Source organism: Streptomyces niger (assembly GCF_000718305.1).
Classification (GTDB): Bacteria; Actinomycetota; Actinomycetes; order Streptomycetales; family Streptomycetaceae; genus Streptomyces; species Streptomyces niger.
The window spans coordinates 1-22,438 of record NZ_JOFQ01000037.1 but is presented as its reverse complement, the minus strand read 5'-3'; the positions used below and the strand labels follow the sequence as shown (position 1 = coordinate 22,438).

The following is a 22,438-nucleotide window of genomic DNA, read 5'->3' as shown; positions in this document are numbered from 1 at the left end:
GCAGCTCCTTCGATCGCGTCGCCGGTCGTTCCGTCGCGGGTCACTTGGCGCCCAGGGCCTTCTGGAGGGCCTTGAGGTTGGACTCCATGACGGAGAGGTAGTCGTCGCCGCGCGACTTCTTGGTGATGCCCTCGATGGGGTCGAGGACGTCCGTCTTGGCGTGCACGTCCTTGGCCAGCGTCTTGGCCATGTCGGGGCTGGTCAGTGTCTCGAAGAAGACGGTGTGCACGTCGTGCTTCCTGGCCAGCGCCTGGAGGTCCTTCACGCGGCTGCCGCTGACGTCGGTGGCCTCCGGGTCCAGGCCGCTGATGGCCTCCTCGGTGAGGCCGTAGCGCTCGGCGAGGTAGCCGAAGGCGGCGTGGGTGGTGATGAAGGTGTCGGACTTCCGGTTCTTCAGCCCGTCCTTGTAGTCCTGGTTCAGCTTGTCCAGCTGCTTCACCAGGGCCGCGGTGTTCTTCTCGTAGTCCGCCTCGTGCTTCGGGTCGGCCGCGGCGAGGGTCTTGCCCACGCCCTTGGCGGCCTCGGCGTACTTCACGGGGTCCAGCCAGATGTGCGGGTCGAGACCGGACTCGTCGCCGTGGTCGTGGCCCGCGTGGCTCTCTTCGTGGCCGTGCTCGTCACCGTGGTCGTGGCCGCCGACCTCGGCGCCGTGGCTCTCCAGGGTGGTGAAGGAGGCGGCATCGGCGGTGTGCTTCACCCCGGACTGCTTGACGGCCTCGTCCACGGCCGGCTGGACGCCCTTGAGGTAGACGATGGCGTCGGACTCGCCGAGCTGCGCCGTCTGCTTCGGGCTGAGCTCCAGGTCGTGCGGCTCGGTGCCGGGGGAGGTCAGGCTGGTGACGGAGACGTGCTCGCCGCCGATCTTCTCGGCGAGGAACTGCATCGGGTAGAAGGACGCCGTCACGGCGAGCTTGCCGTCCTCCTTGCCCGCGGCACCGGAGGTGGAGCAGGCGGAGACGGCGAGGAGGCCCAGCACGGCGGAGCCGGCGAGGGCCACGGCGGATATTCGACGGCGTACGTTCATGACAGTCATTTTCAACTAGGCTGGAAACGATTGTCAACAAACCAGGTGAGAGGGGGACAGCGGCGGGAACCGATTTGATCCGGGGGGCATGGCCGCCGGTACCCTGAGCTATTCGCCCGGACGTCTCCCGACCACCACCGCCAAGGAGGCGCCAGGGCGCCGCTCCTATCAATCGTTCGTCGTCGCAATGAAGAGAGCACCGTGGCCGCCGACAAGATCGACACCATCGTCAGCCTGAGCAAGCGCCGTGGCTTCGTATACCCGTGCAGTGAGATCTACGGCGGCCAGCGCGCCGCCTGGGACTACGGTCCGCTCGGTGTGGAGCTCAAGGAGAACATCAAGCGTCAGTGGTGGCGCAACATGGTCACCTCCCGCGACGACGTGGTCGGTCTCGACTCGTCGGTCATCCTGGCCCCGGAGGTCTGGGTGGCGTCCGGGCACGTCGCGACCTTCACGGACCCGCTGACCGAGTGCACCTCCTGCCACAAGCGGTTCCGCGCCGACCACCTCGAAGAGGCCTACGAGGCCAAGCACGGGCGGCTGCCCGAGAACGGTCTCGCCGACGTCAACTGCCCGCACTGCGGCAACAAGGGCAGCTTCACCGAGCCCAAGCAGTTCTCCGGCCTGCTCTCCACGCACCTCGGCCCCACCCAGGACTCCGGCGCGGTGGCGTACCTCCGCCCCGAGACCGCCCAGGGCATCTTCACCAACTTCGCCCAGGTGCAGCAGACCTCCCGCAAGAAGCCCCCGTTCGGCATCGCCCAGATGGGCAAGTCGTTCCGGAACGAGATCACGCCGGGCAACTTCATCTTCCGTACCCGCGAGTTCGAGCAGATGGAGATGGAGTTCTTCGTCAAGCCGGGCGAGGACGAGACGTGGCACGAGTACTGGATGGAGCAGCGCTGGAACTGGTACCGCGACCTGGGCCTGCGCGAGGAGAACATCCGGTGGTACGAGCACCCCAAGGAGAAGCTCTCCCACTACTCCAAGCGCACCGCTGACATCGAGTACCGCTTCCAGTTCGGCGGCTCGGAGTGGGGCGAGCTGGAGGGCGTCGCGAACCGTACGGACTACGACCTCGCCTCGCACTCCAAGGCGTCCGGCCAGGACCTGTCCTACTTCGACCAGGAGGCCGGCGAGCGCTACACCCCGTTCGTCATCGAGCCCGCGGCCGGTGTCGGCCGGGCGATGCTCGCCTTCATGCTCGACGCGTACTTCGAGGACGAGGCGCCCAACGCCAAGGGGAAGATGGAGAAGCGCACGGTCATGCGCCTCGACCCGCGCCTGTCGCCGGTGAAGGTCGCCGTCCTCCCGCTGTCCCGGAACCCGCAGCTGTCCCCGAAGGCCAAGGGCCTCGCGGCGGACCTGCGCAAGAACTGGAACATCGAGTTCGACGACGCGGGCGCGATCGGGCGCCGCTACCGCCGCCAGGACGAGATCGGCACGCCGTTCTGCGTCACGGTCGACTTCGACACGCTCGACGACAACGCGGTGACGGTGCGTGAGCGCGACACGATGAAGCAGGAGCGGGTGTCTCTGGACCAGATCCAGTCCTACCTGGGTGGCCGACTCCTCGGCTGCTGACCCTGCGCGCTGCGCGCGCTGATTTCCGACTGCCGGCCGGTTCCCGCGGGTGCGGGGCCGGCCGGCGGCGTGTGCGCGCTCCGCGCAGTGGCGGAGTGCGGCACCGCGGTGGTTGCTCGCGCAGTTCCCCGCGCCCCTCATGAGCCGAAGCGGACCTCCAGCCCGTCAAGGGCCAGGTGGCGGCCGTTTTCGTAGAAGCGGGTGGGGTCGGCCGTCAGGGCGTACGGCGCGTGGCGGGCCAGTTCCTCCAGGACGAGGCGGAATTCGAGCCGGGCCAGCGGAGCGCCTACGCAGAAGTGGATGCCGCGGCCGAAGGTCAGGTGCAGGTTCGGCGGCCGGTCGAGGCGGAACTCCTCCGGGGCCGGGAAGACCGCGGGATCGCGGTTCGCGGCGCCGGTCAGCAGGATGACCCGGTCCCCGGCCGGGATCGTCACGCCGCCGATCTCCACCTCCCTGGTCGTCACGCGCGTGCTGTGATCCGCCGGGGTCCACAGCCGCAGCGCCTCCTCCGCCGCCGCGGGCATCAGCTCGGGCCGGTGCCGCAGCCGGAGCTGCAGCTCCCGGTCGCGGGCCAGCGTCCACAGCAGGTGGGCCAGCGCGTTCAGGGTCGTCTGGTGGCCGCCGACGGCGAAGCCGACGAGCATGACGCGCAGCTCGGCGTCGGTGAGTGGGCGGCCGGCCCGCTCCGCCCGTACCAGCCGGGCGAGGAAGTCCCCGCCGTCCCGCTCCCGCGCCCGCCGGATCTCCTCCTGCAGCAGCTCCTCCATCTGCGGCCAGAACCCCGCCGCCGAGCCGTCCTTCGGCATCCGGGCCCACATGTTGCGGGTCAGGTCGCGCAGGCGCCGCTGCGCCTCCTCCGTGAAGCCGACCGCGAGGCCGAGGACGACGAGGGGGAGCGGGGTGCACAGCTCCCGGACCAGGTCGCCGCCGCCCCGGGAGACGAGTGGTGCGACGAGGCCCGACACCACCTCGCGGACCCGGGGCGCCAGCCGTGTGACCTGGGCGCGTACGAAGGCGGGCCGCATGAGCGCGCGGAAGAAGGTGTGCTCCGGCGGGTCGTACTCCAGCGGCGCGAAGCGCGGCGTCCCCTCCGCGCGCGGGAAGAAGATCCCCGAGCCGGAGCTGAACGTGCTGTCCTCCGTCAGCGCCCGCAGCACGTCCGCGTAGCGGGAGAGCACCCACGCGCCGCCGTACGCCTCGGTGCGGGCGACGCGCCCCTGCTCCCGTAACGCCTGGTGCACCTGGCGCGCGACCTCGGGCGTGAACTCCGGATCGTGGTGGTCGAAGGCGGCGGTGAGGCGGGCGACGGGGCACGCCGAGGGCGCGCCGTGCGCCGGTTCGTCGTACGTCTCGTCCACGATCCACTTGACCATCCGGCGCAGCGGCTCCATCGCGTCCTGGGGGAGTTCCGGGCGGAAGCGGGTGGCGTGCCCGAGGGAGACCAGGCGCTGGACGCCGTGGAGCGGTACGAGGTCGCGCAGCCGCTCCTTGAGGGAGTCGGGGTAGACGCCGACGGTCTGGGTGGCGGACGTCATGGCCCGCACCGCGTCCTCGGGGGCGTCGACCGGGACGACGTTGGCGACCCGGCCGGAGAGCGAGGTGTGGAAGGCCACCGGATCGCCGGTCCGCGAGACGATCACCGCGCCCTCGTCAGCGCGGCCGCCGATCACCCGGTACCAGTCGGGTGCGGCGCGCAGCGCGAGCAGCCCGGCGCGCAGGTCGGGGTCGAAGCGTTTGGCGCGGCTGCTGAGGTGTCCGGGCAGCCGCTGGACCTCCTGGTGCAGCAGCTCGGCCCACTCGCCGGCGCGCCGCAGGCCCGCCTCGTCACGGCCGGTCACCGCGTAGATCACCCGGGCGTTGAAGCAGCCGAGCTGGTTGAGCGCGCCGACGTCGACGGCGGCGAGGCGGGCCGTGCGGGCCATGGCGTCGGGGCTCGCGAACGCCTCCGGGCCGATGACGGTCGCGCTGAGCTTCGGGTCGAGCGAGAGGAGTTCCAGGCCCGGCTGGATGTAGCGGGTCACGTGGCGTACGGAGGCGAAGCCGCCCCATGCGACGATCTTCTCGACGTTCTCGGGCCGGTACAGGGCCCGCTCGATCCGTTCGTCGCCGCCCTTCCAGTACGCCACGGCCAGGTGTCGGGTGAGCGGGTGGTCCGGCGCCGTTTCGGCCAGGGTGCGGGCGATGGCGAGCGCGGTGAGCGGGTCGTTGGACGGGCTCTTGATGATCGCGTCGCCGCGGGTGACGGCGTTGCGGATGATCGTGAGCGCGGCGATCTCCGGGCTGTTGCCCGCGATGATGTGGACGGCGCGGGAGCCCATGGCCCGTACCGAGGCGCGCCAGCCGTCCGTCGTGCGGACCTGCGCCCAGCCGTCCAGCGCCGCGGTGCCGACGGCCCGTTCGGCGATCTCGCGGACGGCGTCGGCGGCGAAGAACTCCGGCAGCCGCTCGTAGCAGCCGCGCAGCACGTCCGGGGTCAGATCGGACCAGTCGGCGGCGTGCGCGAGCGCTTCTTGGAGGAGCGCGTTCTCGGACAGGGCCAGCCGGGGGCCGAGCGCGGCGAGGCAGTCGATGACGTCCTCGGTGGTCAGCGCGTACAGGTCGCGCATCCGGTCCGGGTCGCCCAGCGGCAGCCGGCCCAGGACCGTGAACGGGTCGGGTGCGAGGAAGCCGGCGTCCTGGCCGCGTCCCGCGAAGGGCAGCAGGTGGGCGTCGACGGTCTCGCCGCGGAGGAAGGCCGGTACGGTCAGCGTGGTGGCGGCGGACCGCCCGGGGGATGTGGTGGTCATGCCAGCTCCTCGTTGAGGAACTCCAGGGCCTCGCCCAGGGCCTCGTCGCTCGCCGCACAGGTGATCTTGTCGTCGCCGCCCTGCCGCTCGCTGAAGCGGGTGATGGACTGATGGAGCCCCGGGGAGGTGCGGCCGCAGGCGCACGGGGACCAGTCGACGGTGACCTGGTCCCCGGAGACGAAGCCGCCCCAGTGGGAGTCCGCGAGCAGGTCGAAGAACGCGGCCCGGCCCGTGCGTACGCCGTTGCGCGGCAGCGGCTGTCCGGTGTCGGCGTCCAGCACGTACAGCACCGTCCACGGCTCGATGTGGTAACGGCCGTGCGGGCAGAAGAGGTTGAGGGCCGTCACCTCGGCCATCGCGTACACGTGGTGCAGCCGTGGCACGCCGGCGAAACGCCGGGCCGCGGCCTCCCAGTCGTCCGGCATCGAACCGTCCTTGGAGCCGCCGCCCCAGCAGTACACCGAGTCCGGCGCGAACAGCCCCTCGATGCCGCGCTCCAACCCGGCCGCCGCCATGCGGTAGTTGACGTCCCAGGTGCCCAGGCTGACGATCCGCCGGCCGCGCAGCCGGTCCGCGAGCCGCTCGACGAAGGCACCCATGCCGGTGCGTGCCGCGCGCTGCGCCTCCTCGAACTCCTCGCGGCGCTTGCGCATCGACTCCGGGATCACCACCCGGTCCCGCTCGCCGCGGGCCGCGGCCGCCCGCAGCCGCCCCGCGAGGAACATCACGTCCGCGCTGGCCAGGCCCGGATGCAGGGTGTGGACGCGGTCCGGATCGCGGGCGATGCGCTCCATGATGGCGGCGCCGTGCCGGGCGATGCCGCTGCGCCCGGTGCGGAAGTACGGGTAGACGAAGTCGATGGCCTCGTCGCGCTGCGCGGGGTCGGGGAAGACGTCCAGCCGCATGATCTCGTAGAGCTTGTCGAAGTCGTCGTAGGAGTGCGGCGCGAAGGACATCGTGCCCGAGGTGCCGGTGGAGTGCGCGGGGCGCAGCGCGGTGTGGGTGTCCAGCAGCTCCAGCCAGCCGTCGATGGAGTCGCAGCCGGCGGCGTCCACGCCCGACAGGTCCACCGTCGTCAACCGGGAGAGCCAGGTGGTGAGTTGGTCGAAGCGGCAGTCCGTGAGGAGGGACGGCGGATAGGACTTGTAGACGGTGTGCGGGAACAGCAGGGGTGCCGCGTCGTCGAGTTCCCGTATCGCGCGCACGTCCTGCTCGTCCGCCATCGTCCGCACCACCGGGAGCCGGTCGCGCAGCTGGGCGAAGCGCATGTGCAGGGCCGCGAGCTGGAGCTGCGCCAGCTCCCGCGGCGGAAGCGTGTGCATGGCGAGCCGTGTGGACGAGAAGTAGGTGAGGGGGTCGCTCGCGAAGCTGTGGATGTCTGCGTCGGTGGGCATGACGTGCTCCTTCGCTCACTGCTTGCTGGTGCCGGTGGAGGGCGCTGCGGGGCCCTGGGGGCGTGCGGACAGCTCGGCGAGGTGGCCGGCGATCTCGGTGACGGTGGGCCGGTTCCACAGGAGGGCCGCGGGGAGGGCGACACCCAGCCGCTCCTGGAGGGCGCCGCGGAGGGTGACCGAGAGCAGCGAGTCCAGGCCCGCTTCCGCGAGCGGCCGATGCGGGTCCACCGCCTCGGGTTCGGTACGCAGGGTCTCCGCTGCGGCCTGCCGCACCTCCGTCAGCAGGTGGTCCCGGAGCGTCGCCCCGGTCAGCTCCCGCCAGGCACCGGCCCCCTCCGGTGCTTCGACGGACGTCGCGTCGGGCGTCAACTCACGTAACAGGGGCGGCCGTTGGCTGCCGGGGGTGGTGGGCAGGACGCGGAGGACGGCGCGTCGGCCGTCCGCCGGGGACCCCGCACTGTCCCAGGCGCGCAGGGCCTGGGCGGCGGTGATGTCCGCCGTGCCGCGGGCGCGCAGTTCGGCGTCGATGGTGGCGGCGGACGTCGAGAGGCCCAGGCCGCGCCAGCTCGTCCAGGCCGGCGCCAGCGTGTCCTGGTGCCCGCCGGCCCTGCGGTGCCGGGCCAGCGCGTCGAGGAAGGCGTTGGCGGCGGCGTACGCGGCCTGGCCCGGCATGCGCAGCAGCTGCCCGGCCGAGGAGAACAGCACGAAGAAGTCCACGCTGCCGGGCGGGAACAGCCGGTCCAGCACGAGGGCGCCGTCCACCTTCGGGCGCAGCACCGCCCGGACCGTCTCCTCGTCCAGGTCCCGCAGGAGCGCGTTGTCCGCGACGCCCGCCGCGTGCACCACGCCGCGTACGGGCGGCAGGCCCAGCGCGTCGGGCGCCAGCAGGCGCGCGATGCGGTCGTGGTCGGCGATGTCGGCGGCGAGGGCGCGCACGGTGACCCCGGCGGCCTCCAGGGCGCGGAGGGTCTCGATGCGGCGGGCCGTCGCGGGGTCGTGCGGCGCGTCCCAGGCCGTGCGGGGCGGCAGCGGGCTGCGGCCGGTGAGGACGAGGCGGCGCGCCCCGCGGTCGGCGAGCCACTGGGCCACGTGCAGGCCGAGCGCGCCGAGCCCGCCGGTCACCAGGTAGGTGCCGTCGGCCCGGCACACGGGTCCCGAACCCGGCCGCAGCCCGGTCGAGGGCGCCAGCCGCGCGGTGGTCGGCACGCCGCCGCTGACGGCGATGACGTCCTCGTCGCAGGCGGACCGCAACAGGCGGGTCAGGGCGGCGAGGTCGGCTGCGGCCGGTTCCCCGGGCAGGTCGACGGTGGTGCTGCCCAGTTCCGGGTGCTCGCCGGCGACGACCGGGCCCAGCCCCCACAGGGGCGCCTGGGCCAGTCCGGCGGCGGTGTGCGCGCGGCCGACGCCGCGGGTGAGCCACCACAGTGCCGGCGGCCGGCCCGCGCCTGCCGTGCTCAGGAGCCGGGCCACCCGGACCGCTGAGGCGGTGTGGTGTGCCGCGGCCTCGGCGACGGTGGCGGGCGGGGGCAGCGGCGAGGGGGCCACGACCACCGCGTCGGCGGGCGAGAGGCCGCGCCGCAGGGAGCCGCCCTTCGAGGAGGCGAGGTCGGCGGCGTGAACGGTGGTCAGGCTGATGTCCGCGCGGTCGAGGTGCGGGGCGAGGGCCGCCGCCAGGGCCCGGTCGCCGCCGACGAGGACGACGCGGCGCAGCGGGGTCTCCCGTGCCGCGTCCGGCGCGTACGGGCGCCACACCACGTCGTGGAGGAGCGCGGCGGGGCTGCCGGCGGTGCCGGGGTCGGGCTCGGGGCTGCCGAAGCGCACGCCCCGCAGGCGCGCGGCCGGGACGCCGTCCGCGTCGGCGATGTCCACGTCCACGCTGTCGCCCGCCGCCGGGTCGCGACGGATGTGGATCAGCGTCTCCGCGGGCGGGGCCGCGCGTCCGGCGAGGAGGACGGCGGAGCCGATACGGGCGGGCATGCGCAGGGTGGGCGGCCCCGGGAAGCAGAGCGAGGCCGCGGACAGCGCGGCGTCCAGCACGGGCGCCCAGGAGTCCGCGCCCTCCGCCCCGACTGCCACGGAGGCCGTCAACGCCCCTTCCGCGCGCCGGAGTTCACGTATACGCCAGGGGAATCCCATGGATGCCACGCCGAGGGCGGCGAGGGTGGTCACGACGAACTCGGGGTCGCAGGGCTCGCCGGCCGCGCCGGGCGTCGCGTCCTGCGCATCCGCTACCTCGGCCGGATGTCCGCCCGGTTCCTGGGCGGCGACGAACGCCGTGGTGTGGGTGAGCCAGCCGTCCTCGGGACGCGCCGCACTTGTGGCGGTGGTGCCGGTCGTGGCGGTGGTGTCGGTCGTGGCGGTCGTGGCGGTGATGTCGGTCGTGCGGTCGGCGGTACGGGAGGAGAGGCGCAGCGCCCCGTCCTGGCAGACGACCTGGACGTCCCGGGTGACGCCGGTGGAGACCGGCACCCGCAGGGCCACGTCCCGCAGCGCGGGCCGCGCGTCGGTGAGCACCGCCGCCGACAGCAGGGTGTGCAGGAGCACCGCCGCCGGGACGATCTCGGTGCCGGCCACGGCGTGGCCGCCGGGGTAGGGCCGGTTCGCGTGATCCAGGCGGGTGCGCCAGACGTGCGCGCGGGACGTGCCGTCCACGGTCAGCCGGTCGCCCAGGAGGGTGTGCGAGGCCGGGTCGTGGCCCGCGCCCGACGCGGCACGCGCGGGGGACGGGTCCGCCCAGTGGCGGCGGTGCTGCCACGCGTAGGTGGGCAGTTCGGCGCGCGGTCCTGCGGGCCGGTGCAGCGCGGACCAGTCGAGGCGTACGCCGTGGCAGTGCAGCGCGGCGAGGTTCTCCCGCACGGTGGCCCGCTCGTGGGACCGGCGGCGCACGGAGTGGGCGACGCAGGTGTCGCGTACGCCCGCGTCCGCGAGGGTCTCCTCGATGGAGTGGGTCACGATCGGGTGCGCGGACAGCTCCAGGAAGGCGCGGTGCCCGTCCGCCACGGCGGCCGCCACCGCCTGGGCGAACCGGACCGGGCCGCACAGGTTGGCCGCCCAGTACTCGGCGTCGCGCGGGGCGCGGTCGCGCGGGTCGGGCAGCGCGGTGGTGTAGAGCGGCACGGCGGTGCCGGGCGCCGGCTCGATGTCCTTGAGCGCCGTGACGAGTTCGGCGCGCAGCGGGCCCATGAGCGGGCTGTGGAAGGGCAGGTCGGAGGCGACCGGGCGAACGGGGACGCCTTCTGCCGCCCAGCGTGCGGTGACCCGGCGCACCGCGGCGGCCTCGCCGGACACCACGGTCGAGCCCGGCGCGGCCTGTACCGCGGCGGCCAGCAGGGGATGGCCGGCGAGGCGCGCCGCCGCCTCCTCGAAGCCCAGGCCGGTCAGCGCCATCGCGCCCGTACCGGCGAGCGGCCGCAGCAGCAGCGAGCGGCGGCAGACCAGGCGGGCGCCGTCCGCCTCGGTGAGCGCGCCCGCGGCGACCGCGGCGGCGAACTCGCCGACCGAGTGGCCGATGACCGCGGCGGGCCGTACCCCGTAGGACCGCCAGACGGCGGCGAGGCCGGTCTGGACGGCGTACGTCAGCGTCTGGACCCGGTCGGCGGCGGAGACGTCACCGGCCAGCAGCAGGTCGCGGGGGGAGTATCCGGCCTCCTCGCGGAACACCGGGTCCAGCCGGTCCAGCGCGGCGGCGAACGCGGGCTCGTCCGCGAGCAGGCCGCGGCCCATGCCGGACCACTGCGCGCCGTGCCCGGAGAAGACCCACACCGGGTCGGCGGGGTCGGCGGCCGGGCGCGTGGCGCGGCCCGTCACGGTCTCGTGGTCGGTACGCCCTTCGGCCAGCGCGCGCAGGTGGGTGGCCAGTGTGCCGGGGCTCGTGGCCCGGACGACGGCGCGTACGGGCAGGTGGGTCCGGTGGTGGGCGAGCGTCCGGCCGACAGCGGCGAGGCCGGCGGGGTCCGGGTGGGCGTCCAGCCACGTGGCGAGCCGGCCGGCGGTGGCCCGCAGGCCGGCTTCGGTGGCGCCGGACAGCGGGAAGAGCGGGGACAGCGGGCGCAGTACGGCGTCCGCCGTGCCGTGGGTCCCTTCCCGGCGGCTGCCCGGTAAGGCGGTTTTCTGACGGCTGCCCGAGAAGGCCGCTTCCCGGGTGCCCTCCGATGGGGCCGTGCGGCGTGGGGCCGACTGGAGCACGGCGTGCGCGATGGTGCCGCCGTAGCCGTAACTGGCCACGCCCGCGCGGCGAGGGCGGTCGCCGGTGGCGGGCCAGACGGTCGGCCCGGTGACGAGCGTCAGGCCCGAGTCCGCCCAGGGGATGGCCGGGTTGGGGCCGTCCGTCGTCAACGTCGGCGGGATCTTGCCGCGTTCGACGGCGAGCACGGCCTTCAGGAGGCCGGCCGCCCCCGCCGCGGCCTCCAGGTGGCCGATGTGGGGCTTGAGCGAGCCGATCAGGCAGCGGCGGTGCGGTGGCCGCCCCGCGCCGAGCACCGCGGCGAGCGCCCCCGCCTCGGCCGGGTCGCCGACCGGGGTGCCCGTCCCGTGCGCCTCCACGTAGTCGACGGTGACGGGGGCGATCCCGGCGACGCGGTACGCGGTACGGAGCAGGTGCTCCTGGGCGGCGCGGCTCGGGGCCATGATGCCTTCGGTGCGGCCGTCCTGGTGCACGGCGCTGCCCACGATCACCGCGTGCACGTGGTCGCCGTCCCGCTCCGCGTCGGCCAGCCGTTTCAGGACGAGTACGGCGCACCCCTCGCCGCGCCCGTAACCGTCGGCGGCGGCGTCGAACGCCTTCGAGCGGCCGTCCTTGGCCACCGCGCCCGCGGCGTCCAGGACGACGGCGAGTCCGGGGGCGGCGATCAGGCTGACGCCGCCGGCCAGCGCGAGCGGGATCCCGTCCGTCCGCAGCGCCTGGCACGCCTGGTGGACCGCGACCAGCGAGGACGAGCAGGCGGTGTCGACGGCGATGCTCGGGCCGCGCAGGTCGAGCGCGTGCGAGAGCCGGTTGGGGGTGCCGCACAGGGCGGCGCCGATGCCGGTCCATGCCTCGATGCCCGGCAGGTCCTCCAGCAGGCGGCGCCCGTAGTCGTCGCTGCCGATGCCGATGAAGACGCCGGTGTCGGTGCCGGCCAGGGTGTGCGGCGGCAGGCCGGCGCGTTCCAGGGCTTCCCACGCCACCTCCAGGCACAGCCGCTGTTGCGGGTCCATCAGCTGTGCCTCGCGCGGGGATATCCCGAAGAATTCCGCGTCGAAGCCGGCGATGTCGGCCAGGTAGGCGCCGCGGGCCGTCGTGTTTCTGACCACGGCCGCGTCGCTTCCGTTCCCCTTGTACGGCGACCAGCGCTCCGGCGGGATTTCCCGTACCGCGTCCCGCCGCTCGTTGAGGAATTCCCACAGTGCTTCGGGTGAGTCGATGCCGGCGGCGAAACGGCAGCCCGTTCCGATGACGGCGATGGGTTCGAGGGACGTGGCCACGAGGAGTCTCCCTGTCCGGTCGAAAGGAAAACCGCGGGTGAAAAGACCCCCGGGCGGGGAGGGAAATCCCCGCGCCAGGGGTCTTTCCGGCTGGATCAGGCCTGCACGCGGCCGGATCAGGCCTTCACTGCCGCCTTGCCGTCTTCCCAGATGGACTGCTGGAAGATGTCACCGTAGAGCCAGTTGCCACGGGCGTTCGGGTCGGCGCTCGTGTAGTACTCGCGCCACGCCTCGGTGAGTTCGTCGACCGAGAGGTAGCCGTTGCCGTTGCGGTCGAGCTCGCGGAACGCCCGCTCGCTGTTCTCCGACGTGGTCCCGAAAGCCTTCTGGAACCGCGCGAACTCCCGCTGGGTGACCTTGCCGTTGCCGTCCTTGTCGCACAGGTCGAACAGCGCCTTGGCCAGCGGGTTGAAGTCGCCCTCGAACTTCTTGGGCTCCTGCGCGAACTCGGTCAGGGCGGTACGCCACTCCAGCGGGGTGATGACGCCGTCGCGGTCGATGTCCATGGCCTGCTTCACGTCCTGCCAGAAGCCCTCGAACGCCGCGAGCAGCGCCTGCGACTTCGGCGAGTCGAGCGGTTCGCCCAGTTCGGCGACGATCCGGACGGCGAGCGCGTAGATGTCGCGCACCGTCATCACGCCGTCGCCGTCCTGGTCGCCGTGCTTGAAGCACACGTCGATCTTTCGGTTGAGGAAATCCTTCGCGGGGACGTCCTGCGGAGTCGGCATCGCACACCACCTTTTCTCGAAGTTGGAGTTGGGGGCATGAAACGTGCGCCGGCAGCACGAAGTCCGGTCGATGCATCATGGGCGCGGATGATTTCCCGGCCGAGTGCCGGAATCGGGCTGCGGCGGGATCAAGTTAAGTGGTCCGCGCAGCCATTAACAAGAAGTGCAGTGGGTGCGGAACGGGAAAGGCGGAATGCGAATTCGAACGCGTGGCGTGCGTGGTGGCGGTACGGAGTGTTCCGCCGGTCCGGCCAGCGGTGAACGCGATGCGTGAATCTCTGGCCTGCTTGACCGATTGAACTATTCCGCCGCCGCATTCGGCCAGGGCGCGGCATTCCGCGCCGGGGCGCACAACCCGCGAAGGACGAGTTCACGTACCACCGCGAACTGCCCTTCGATTTCCGGGTGCTGCCATTCCCCGGCGTGGCACGGGTCGTGAAAGCGGGTGGTGGCGTCGAAGACGGCGCGCGCGGTGGTCGCGGCGTCCTCGCCGGGCGTGAACGTGCCCGCCGCCATTCCGTCCGCGACGATCCGGGTGAGCTGTCCGACCAGTACGGCGATGTGCGCGTCCACCACCTCGGCGGCCTCGGAGGTCAGGACCAGGTACGTCGCGAACAGCTCGGGGTCCTCGCCCGCCTTCCGCCGCTTCGCCGCGAAGAGCGCGTCCAGCCACCGCGTCAGCCGCTCGGCGGCCGGGGCGGCCGGGTCCTGCGCGATGTCGGAGAGCGCGCCGGTCGTACGGTCCAGCCAGCGCCCGGTGACCGCCTCGCGCAGCGCCGCCTTCGTGGGGAAGTGCCGGTAGACGCTGCCGTGGCTGACGCCCAGCATCCGCGCCACGTCGACCACCGTGGCCTTGGCCTGGCCGTGCCGGCGCAGCACCTCCTCGGTGGCCTGGAGGATGCGTTCGCGGGTCAGCGGCTCGGGCGGCATGGGGCGGTCGGGCCTTCCTGGTCGTCGGGCGGCGGGCGGGGCCGTCGTACGGACGGTATCCGACGCCCCGCGCGCCGCCGGCCGGGGTCAGCGCTCGCTGTCCAGATGCGCCATCTGGTTCGCCGGGTAGCGGTCGCCGGCCGCGGCGCCGGCCGGTACCGCCTGCTCGATGGCGGCCAGGTCGTCGGCGTCCAGTGTGACGTCCAGCGCGCCGAGCGCCTCGGTCAGCCGCTCGCGGGTGCGGGCGCCGATCAGCGGGACGATGTCCTCGCCGCGGCCGAGCACCCAGGCGATGGCGATCTGCGCGACCGAGACGCCCTTCCGGTCGGCGATGCCGCGCAACGCCTCGACCAGGCCGAGGTTGTGGTCGAGGTTGGCGCCCTGGAAGCGCGGGCTCAGGCCGCGGAAGTCGTTCGCGGCGAGCCGGCGGTCCCGGCTGAAGTGCCCGCTGATCAGGCCGCGGGAGAGGACGCCGTACGCGGTGATCCCGATGCCCAGCTCGCGCGCCGTGGGCAGGATCTCCTCCTCGATGTCGCGCGAGATGAGGGAGTACTCGATCTGGAGGTCGGAGACGGGGGCCACGGCCGCCGCCCGGCGCAGCGTCTCCGCGCCGACCTCGGACAGGCCGACGTGGCGGACGTGCCCCGCCTCGATCAGCTCGGCGATGGCGCCGACGGTCTCCTCGATCGGTACGTCCGGGTCCAGGCGGGCGATGCGGTAGACGTCGATGTGGTCGGTGCCGAGGCGCTGGAGGGAGTACGCGGCGAAGTTCTTCACGGCGGCCGGCCGGCCGTCGTAGCCGTTGAACGCGCCCTCGACCGTCCGCAGGGCGCCGAACTTGACGCTGATCAGGGCGTTTTCGCGGGCGGCCGGCGGGGCGGTGCGCAGCGCTTCGTTGAGGAGCAGTTCGTTGTGGCCCATGCCGTAGAAGTCGCCGGTGTCCAGGAGGGTGATCCCGGCGTCCAGCGCCGCGTGGACGGTGGCGAGGGACTCGGTGCGGTCGGCGTCTCCGTAGAGCGCGGACATGCCCATGCAGCCGAGGCCGAGGGCGGAGGTCTGGGGGCCGGTGGTGCCGAGAGTACGCGTCTGCATGTATCCACGGTCGCATGACAGCTGACAGATTTCAATACTTGTCATTTGTCCGTGTCGGATACGGCCGCACGGTGGCCCGGACGGCGGCCCGGGCGGCGGTCGGCTTCAGGACAGGGCCCGGGGCAGCCGCAAGGACAGGCCCGTCATGGCCAGCAGGCCCACGAACTGGACGGCGAGCGCGACGAGCAGCGCGTTCCGCACGCCGGCCGACGGGACGAGGCCCAGGAACACCGAGCCGATCGTCGCGACGCCGAGCGCCAGGCAGGTCTGCTGCGCGGTGACCGAGAGACCGCTGCCCGCGCCCGCCCGCTCCGGCGGCACGGCCGCCAGCATCACCCGGAAGTACGTCGGGAGCTGGAAGCCCTGCCCGGCGCCGATGACGGCCATCGTGGGAGCCAGCGAGACGGGGTTCAGGTCCGGCCAGCCGGCGAGCACGGTCGCCGCGAGCAGGGCCAGCCCCACCGCGTGCGCCACCGCGCCGGCCGTCAGCACCCGGCTGCCCAGCCGCGGCGCGAGGCGCGGCCCCCAGACGGACGTGACCAGGTACGTCACGCTCATCGGCACCACCGCGGCGCCCGCCGGCACGGGCGACAGCCCCAGCCCCTGCTGGAGCGCGACCGCGATCACGAACATGAAGCCGCCGAACCCGGCGAACAGCGGGACCGCCACCGCGAGCCCGCGCCGCAGCCCCGGCTCACGCAGCAGCGACGGCGGCAGCAGCGGCGCCCCGCCACCGCGCTCGGCCCGCCGCTCGACCACGTAGAACGCCCAGGCCAGCACGGGTGCGGCGGCCAGCAGCAGCCACGACCACAGCGGACCGCCGGCCGCCCGGCCCTCGGTCAGCGGCAGCAGCAGCGCGACCAGTGCGAGCGCGAACAGCGCCGTACCGGCCCGGTCGCTGCGGGCCGGCCGCACCGCCCGGCTGTCCGGCACCGAGAACCGGCCCAGCAGCAGGATCGCCGCCACCACCGGCACGTTCACCAGGAAGATCGCGCGCCAGCCGGTACCCAGCAGGTCGGCGGAGACCAGCAGGCCGCCGAGCAGCTGCCCGGCCACCCCGGCGACGCCGCCCGTCGCGCCGTACAGGCCGAGCGCCCGGCCGCGCCGCCCGCCGGAGGTGGTGGCGTGGATGGTGGCCAGCACCTGCGGGAGCATCACCGCGGACGCCGCGCCCTGCGCCGCGCGCGCCGCCACCAGCGACCAGGCGTCCGGCGCCAGCCCGCAGGCCAGCGAGGTCACGCCGAAGGCCGCCGCGCCCCACAGGAACAGCCGCCGCCGGCCGTAGGTGTCGCCGAGCCGCCCGCCGAGGACGAGCAGCACCGCGTACGCCATGGCGTACGCCGCCGCGACCATCTCCAGGACCGCGGGTCCGGCCCGCAAATCCCGGCCGATGGACGGCAGGGCGACGTTCACGATGAAGAAGTCGGTCATGGGCAGCGCGGCGCCCAGCAGCAGGGTGGCCAGGCCGAGCGCGGTCAGCCGGGCGGCCGGCGCCGCCTGCTCCGCCGCGGCCGCCGCCGGTGTCGTCGGATCCGGCGCCGGCAGGCCCGGAGTGGTCGGTTCGGGTGTCGTCGTGGTGCTCACACTGCGACGATCCGGCAGCGCTCAGCCGGGTACCAGAGTGTGGTCATCCTGGTACCAGCACTACCTGGCAACCGGCTCCGCCGTGCGCCACGCTGGAACCATGAGCGTCACCGCAGCCCCCGCGCCCGCCCGCAGCGCCGCCGACGTCCGCCGCGACGAACTGGCCGCGTTCCTGCGCAGCCGCCGCGAGCGCATCCCGCCCGAGCGGGTCGGCCTGCCGCGCGGCGCGCGCCGGCGCACCCCGGGGCTGCGCCGCGAGGAGGTCGCGCAGCTCGCCGCGGTCGGCGTCACCTGGTACACCTGGCTCGAACAGGCCCGGGACATCCACGTCTCGGCGCAGGTGCTGGACGCGGTCGCGCGGGCGCTGCTGATGGACGCCAGCGAACGCGCGCACCTCTTCGCGCTGGCCGGCACCGCCGACCCGGCACCCGGCGGCGAGTGCGCGGTGGTCTCGCCGGAGCTGCGGCAGGTGCTGGAGCAGCTGGAGCCGTTCGCGGCCTGCGTGCAGAACCGCCGCTACGACATCCTCGCGTACAACCGCACGTACGGGCGGCTGCTGACCGACCTCGACGCGCTGGAGCCGCAGGACCGCAACTGCCTGTGGCTCACCTTCATGCACCCGGAGTGGCGGGCGGCCGTCCCCGACCTGGAGAAGACGCTGGGGCAGATGACCGCGCGCTTCCGCGCCGCGATGGCCGAGCACGTCGCGGAGCCGGCGTGGAAGGCGCTGCTCAAGCGGTTGCAGCGGGCGTCGCCGGAGTTCCGGGAGATCTGGGACCGGCACGAGGTGCTGTGCGCCCGAGCGAAGACCAAGACCTTCCACAACGCGCAGGTGGGCGTGGTGCGGGTGACCAACACCCCGCTCTACCTCGGCGACCGGGAGGGCTTCCGGGTGACGGTGTACGCCCCGCAGGACGAGACCTCGCGGGAGCGGCTGGAGCGGCTCCAGGAACTGGCGGTGGCGGCGGAGGCCGCCCGGAACCGGGCGAACGGCCTTCCCGGCTGAGCGGCCTTCCCGGCTGAGCCGGGTCAGCCGGGGAGGCAGGGGGCCCGGACTAGCCGGATCAGCCGAATCAGCCGGATCAGTCGGGTCAGCCGGGGAGGCAGGGGAACCGGACCAGCCGGGTCAGCCGCCCTGGCGGCTGCCGGTGGGCGCGCCGTCCGCCGGGGCCGGGTCGCCTTCGAGCTGCCGGGCGGCGCGGCGGGCCGTCTCGCGGGCCCACCGGCCGCTGGTGAGGGCGCCGACGAGGAGCACGGCCACGCCGCAGCCGGTGATCACCCACCAGGCCGGCCGGCTCGCCTCGGCGAACCCCTCGGAGGCGGCGGCAGCGGCGCCGCCGCTCGCCAGCACGGCCCCGATCACGGCCACGCCCAGCGACTGGCCCACCTGGCGGCTGGTGGAGGCGACCGCCGCCGCGACTCCGGCCTGCGCACGCGGCATCCCGGACACCGCGGTGTTCGTGATCGGCGCGTTGACCAGGCCGAAGCCGATGCCGAAGAGCACGTAACCGGTGAAGAGCAGGGGCGTGCTGCCCTCCGCCTCGAAGCCCGCGAAGAGGACGCCGCTGACCACCATGCCCGTACCGGCCAGCAGCAGCGGCAGGCGCGGCCCGCGGGCGCCCACCAGCCGCCCCGACAGCGGCGCGAAGACCAGCGTCATCGCCGCCATCGGCAGCATGTACAGGCCCGCGTGCAGTGCCGAGAGGCCGCGGACGTCCTGGAGGTAGAGGGTGTTGACGAAGAGGAAGCCGCCGAGCGCCGCGAACGCGCTCACGGCGATCACGGTCGCGCCGCTGAACGGCGCGCTGCGGAAGAAGCGCAGCTCGATCAGCGGTTCGGTGCGCCGCCGCTCGTAGCCGATCAGCCCGACGAGGGACAGCACGGCCAGCGCGGTGCAGCTCATGATCAGCGGCGAGCCCCAGCCCGACTCGGGCGCCTCGATGATCGCGTACGTCAGGGAGCCGAGCAGCAGGATGACCAGCAGCTGGCCCACGGGGTCGGGGCGGCGCGGGTGGGGCGCCCGGGAGTGCGGGACGTAGCGCATGGTCAGGAAGAGCGCGAGCAGCCCGATGGGGACGTTGATCCAGAAGATCGCCCGCCAGTCCACGGCCTCCACCAGCAGCCCGCCGACCACCGGCCCCGCGGCCATGCTGAGCCCGACCACGCCGCCCCACACGCCGATCGCGCGGGCCCGCTCGCGCGGCTCGGTGAAGGTGTTGGTGATGATCGACATCGCCACGGGGTTGAGCATCGAGCCGCCCACCGCCTGCACCATCCGGAACGCCACCAGCCACGGCAGGCTCGGCGCCAGGCTGCACAGCAGCGACCCCAGGGTGAAGACGATCAGTCCGGCCTGGAAGACCCGGCGGCGGCCGAGCCGGTCGGCGGTCGAACCGGCCAGCATCAGCAGCGACGCGAGGACGAGGGTGTAGGCGTCGATCGTCCACTGCATGCCGGACACGGAGGCGTGCAGGTCCTGGCGGAGGGAGGGCAGGGCGACGTTCAGGACGGTGTTGTCCAGGCTGACGATCAGCAGGCTCATGCAGCAGATCGCCAGCACCAGCATCCGTCGCCGGTGGGTGAGCTCGGGCATACTTGAACGTTACAACGAGTAGCCGGGACGGGCTCCCGGGAGCCCGGCGGCACGGCCCGCGCCCGGCACCGGGGAGCGCCCGTACGGCGCACCCGCCACGTGCGGGACAATGGGAGGCCGCACCCGCCCCCGTACGTCGCATCCGTACCCGTCGAAGGAACCCACTCCGTATGTCGTCGCTGCAGATCGGCCCGCACACTGTGCAGCCCCCGGTGGTCCTCGCGCCGATGGCCGGGATCACCAACGCGCCCTTCCGGACCCTGTGCCGGGAGTTCTCGGGCGGCAAGGGCCTCTTCGTCAGCGAGATGATCACCACGCGGGCGCTGGTCGAGCGCAACGAGAAGACCATGCAGCTGATCCACTTCGACGCGACCGAGAAGCCGCGCTCGATCCAGCTGTACGGCGTCGACCCCGACACCGTCGGCAAGGCCGTCCGCATGATCGCGGAAGAGGACCTGGCCGACCACATCGACCTGAACTTCGGCTGCCCCGTCCCGAAGGTGACCCGCAAGGGCGGCGGCTCGGCCCTCCCGTACAAGCGCAACCTGCTGCGCTCGATCCTGCGCGCGGCGGTCGGCAACGCCGGCTCGCTGCCGGTCACGATCAAGATGCGCAAGGGCATCGACGACGACCACCTCACCTACCTCGATGCCGGGCGGATCGCGGTCGAGGAGGGCATCACGGCCGTCGCGCTGCACGGCCGCACCGCGGCCCAGCACTACAGCGGCACCGCCGACTGGGACACCATCGCCCGCCTGAAGGAGCACGTCGGCGCGATCAGTGAGATCCCCGTGCTCGGCAACGGCGACATCTGGTCCGCCGACGACGCCAAGCGGATGATGCGCGCGACCGGCTGCGACGGCGTCGTCGTGGGCCGCGGCTGCCTGGGCCGCCCCTGGCTCTTCGGCGACCTGGTGGCCGCCTTCGAGGGCCGCGAGGAGGACTACGCGCGGCCGACCATGAAGGAGGTCGCCGACGTCATGGTCCGGCACGCCACCCTCCTCGGCGAGTGGCTGGGCGACGAGGCGCGCGGCGTGATCGACTTCCGCAAGCACGTGGCCTGGTACACCAAGGGCTTCTCGGTCGGCTCCGAGATGCGCCGCAAGCTCGCCGTCTCCTCCTCGCTCGCCGAGCTGGCCGACCACCTCTCCGCGCTGGACCTCGACCAGCCCTGGCCGGCCGGCGCCGACGGCCCGCGCGGCCGCACCTCCGGCCGCGACCGGGTCGTCCTCCCGGACGGCTGGCTGGACGACCCGTACGACTGCGCCGGCGTCGGCGCGGACGCGGAACTGGACACGTCGGGTGGCTGAGGGCTGCTGAGACCCGGGGCCGTGGCTGCTTTCGCCGCAGCGATACCTGCTGCCGACGCGGCAGGGGCTGAGCCCGGCGCTGCGATTCCGCCGGCGAGCGTGTCGGCCGCCGGCCGCGTCGAGCAGCCGGCGGCGGGAGACGGGCTTCCGGGGCTGTTCGGGCACGGCGGCTTCTCGAAGGCGTGTCGTACTACCCGCTCGGTATCGCGCGCGGCACGGCCATGACGGAGCGTCGCAAGATCAAGGGTGGTACACCTGCGCTGCTTGCCGAGGCGGGGTTCCCGCCGCGTCTCAGTGTCGACAGCGTCTCCGCTCGCGTGCCCACGCAGGAGCAGTACACGCTCCTGCGGCTCCCGGGCGATCTGCCGGTCCTCCGTACGTTGCGCACCGTGTACAGCGACGGTGACCTCCCCATCGAGGTCACCGTCATGGTCAAGGCCAGCCATCTCTACGAGCTGCGGTACGAGTTCACGCCGGAGTGACGGGCGTCGGGGCGCCGGTCAGCGCGTGTCGTGGACGATGGCGCTGTCGAAGGCGGTCGGGTGAGCTTTCGGGGCGGGTCGGAACGAGTGCGGCAGCGGTTCGTTCGGGCTCGAACTCGATCCTCGGGTGGGGGTGCGGCGCAAGAGGGTGAGCGGGGTGTTCCGTCACCAGGCGGACGTGCCGTACGCTCCCGCGAGCACGTCTCGTGCGGCCTCGCGCGGAAGGTGCGTCCGACCCGTATCGCAGGCCGGTCCCAGCATTTAAAGTGCTTAATCGTGGAACTCAGGCACCTGGAACACTTCGTCGCCGTCTCCGAGGAGCAGCACTTCACGCGCGCCGCGGAACGGCTGCACATCGCCCAGTCCGGCCTGTCCGCTTCGGTGCGGGCGCTGGAACGGGAGCTGGGTGCCGACCTCTTCACCCGCACCACCCGCCGCGTGCAACTCACCGCCGCCGGACGGGCGTTCCTGGTCGAGGCGCGCCGCACGCTGGCGGGCGCGGCGGCGGCCCGGGAGGCGGTCGCCGCCGTACGCGGCCTGTTCACCGGCACGCTCGCGGTCGGCACCGAGCAGTGCATGGGCATCGTCGACCCGGTATCGCTCCTGGCCGACCTGCGCGGACGTCATCCCGGCGTCGAGGTCCACATGGTCCAGTCCGGGTCCGCGCATCTGCTGGAGGAGGTCCGCCGCGGCACCCTGGACCTGGCGTTCGTCGTCTACGAAGGGCACGAAGAGGGCGTGCGCATCCGCCCGTTGGCGGCCGAGCCGATGATGCTGCTCTGCCGCCCGGACCACCCGCTCGTCTTCAGCGGTGAACCGCTCACCACGTACGGCGGCGAGCCGCTCTCCGCGCAGGCGCTGGCCGGCGAGGTCTTCGTCGACCTGCATCGCGACTGGGGCGCACGGCGGGCCGCCGACGCGCTGTTCGCCGCCTCGGGCACGCGCCGCACGGTGGCCATGGAGGTCAACGACGTCTACACGCTCCTCGACCTGGTCGCACGGGGTCTGGGCGTCGCGGTGGTGCCCCGCCCGGTGACCCACAAGGACCAGGCACGCGGCCTCGCCGCCGTGCCGCTCGCCGCCGACACGGTGTGGAGCGTGGGCATCGCCGTACCCCGCAGCGGACGCCTCTCACCGGCGGCCCAGGCCCTCCTGGAGAGCCTGACCGCGATTGAGCACAAGTAGTGATGAATCCGATCAGCATTGGATGTTGGACGCCATAGGGCCGGAACGCCAGGGTGGACGCGGGGGCGGGCAGGACAGGGCACCGCCCCGCGAACCGACATGGCGAAAGGCTGCTCCCATGGCGCAGGAAGTACGCGGAGTCATCGCATCGGGGAAGGGTGAGCCGGTGCGGGTGGAGACGATTGTGGTGCCGGATCCGGGTCCGGGTGAGGCCGTGGTGCGGGTGCAGGCGTGCGGGGTGTGTCATACGGACCTGCATTACAAGCAGGGTGGTATCAGTGAT

The 22,438-nt window shown here is 73.3% G+C and carries 14 protein-coding genes and 1 pseudogene; 6 read left to right on the top strand and 9 right to left on the bottom strand.

Annotated elements, in window-relative coordinates; translation table 11 throughout:
• Positions 1–40: 40 nt before the first annotated feature.
• Complete coding sequence (locus tag IF20_RS35565; RefSeq protein WP_052869588.1) at positions 41–1,024, bottom strand: metal ABC transporter substrate-binding protein; 984 nt, start codon at positions 1,022–1,024, stop codon at positions 41–43.
• 201 nt (positions 1,025–1,225) lie between these two features.
• Between IF20_RS35565 and IF20_RS35560 the strand changes: the two genes are divergently transcribed.
• Complete coding sequence (locus IF20_RS35560; RefSeq protein WP_052869587.1) at positions 1,226–2,608, top strand: glycine--tRNA ligase; 1,383 nt, start codon at positions 1,226–1,228, stop codon at positions 2,606–2,608.
• A 137-nt stretch (positions 2,609–2,745) separates the two neighbouring features.
• On the opposite strand, the gene IF20_RS39635 is transcribed toward IF20_RS35560, so the two are convergent.
• From IF20_RS39635 to IF20_RS35525, 7 genes are all read right to left on the bottom strand, one after another.
• Positions 2,746–5,394, bottom strand: coding sequence for a cytochrome P450 (locus IF20_RS39635; protein WP_199896910.1), 2,649 nt, complete (start codon positions 5,392–5,394; stop codon positions 2,746–2,748).
• Positions 5,391–6,788 (bottom strand): hypothetical protein, encoded by a 1,398-nt coding sequence (locus tag IF20_RS35550; protein WP_052869586.1) that lies wholly within the window; start codon positions 6,786–6,788, stop codon positions 5,391–5,393. The genes IF20_RS39635 and IF20_RS35550 overlap by 4 nt, the downstream gene beginning before the upstream one ends.
• Positions 6,789–6,803: 15 nt before the next feature.
• Positions 6,804–12,251, bottom strand: a complete 5,448-nt coding sequence (locus IF20_RS35545; protein ID WP_052869585.1) for a type I polyketide synthase — start codon at positions 12,249–12,251, stop codon at positions 6,804–6,806.
• Between the two features lie 116 nt (positions 12,252–12,367).
• Positions 12,368–12,979, bottom strand: a complete 612-nt coding sequence (locus IF20_RS35540) for an EF-hand domain-containing protein (protein ID WP_052869584.1) — start codon at positions 12,977–12,979, stop codon at positions 12,368–12,370.
• Between the two features lie 300 nt (positions 12,980–13,279).
• Positions 13,280–13,909 (bottom strand): TetR family transcriptional regulator, encoded by a 630-nt coding sequence (locus IF20_RS35535; RefSeq protein WP_052869583.1) that lies wholly within the window; start codon positions 13,907–13,909, stop codon positions 13,280–13,282.
• Positions 13,910–13,996: 87 nt separating this feature from the next.
• On the bottom strand, positions 13,997–15,001 hold the full coding sequence (locus IF20_RS35530) for an aldo/keto reductase (RefSeq protein WP_052869582.1): 1,005 nt from the start codon (positions 14,999–15,001) through the stop codon (positions 13,997–13,999).
• A gap of 105 nt (positions 15,002–15,106) precedes the next feature.
• Positions 15,107–16,585 (bottom strand): MFS transporter, encoded by a 1,479-nt coding sequence (locus IF20_RS35525; RefSeq protein ID WP_052869581.1) that lies wholly within the window; start codon positions 16,583–16,585, stop codon positions 15,107–15,109.
• A 100-nt stretch (positions 16,586–16,685) separates the two neighbouring features.
• Between IF20_RS35525 and IF20_RS35520 the strand changes: the two genes are divergently transcribed.
• Positions 16,686–17,591: a helix-turn-helix transcriptional regulator gene (locus IF20_RS35520; protein WP_052869580.1), complete on the top strand. Its 906-nt coding sequence runs from the start codon at positions 16,686–16,688 to the stop codon at positions 17,589–17,591.
• A 120-nt stretch (positions 17,592–17,711) separates the two neighbouring features.
• Here IF20_RS35520 and IF20_RS35515 read toward each other — a convergent pair whose 3' ends face one another.
• The gene (locus IF20_RS35515; protein ID WP_052869579.1) at positions 17,712–19,178 is read right to left on the bottom strand and encodes an MFS transporter; all 1,467 of its coding nucleotides are present in this window, start codon (positions 19,176–19,178) and stop codon (positions 17,712–17,714) included.
• Positions 19,179–19,348: 170 nt separating this feature from the next.
• Between IF20_RS35515 and dusB the strand changes: the two genes are divergently transcribed.
• The 4 genes and pseudogenes from dusB to IF20_RS38695 form a co-directional block, all read left to right on the top strand.
• Positions 19,349–20,488 (top strand): tRNA dihydrouridine synthase DusB, encoded by a 1,140-nt coding sequence (gene dusB / locus IF20_RS35510; RefSeq protein ID WP_052869578.1) that lies wholly within the window; start codon positions 19,349–19,351, stop codon positions 20,486–20,488.
• 185 nt (positions 20,489–20,673) lie between these two features.
• A pseudogene (locus tag IF20_RS35505) lies at positions 20,674–20,970 on the top strand (UTRA domain-containing protein); the annotation flags it as partial.
• 276 nt (positions 20,971–21,246) lie between these two features.
• A complete protein-coding gene (locus tag IF20_RS35500; protein WP_052869577.1) occupies positions 21,247–22,155 on the top strand; it encodes a LysR family transcriptional regulator in 909 nt (302 codons plus the stop codon).
• A gap of 118 nt (positions 22,156–22,273) precedes the next feature.
• Positions 22,274–22,438 (top strand): alcohol dehydrogenase catalytic domain-containing protein (locus tag IF20_RS38695; protein WP_199896696.1); only part of this gene is annotated, 165 nt, incomplete at its 3' end.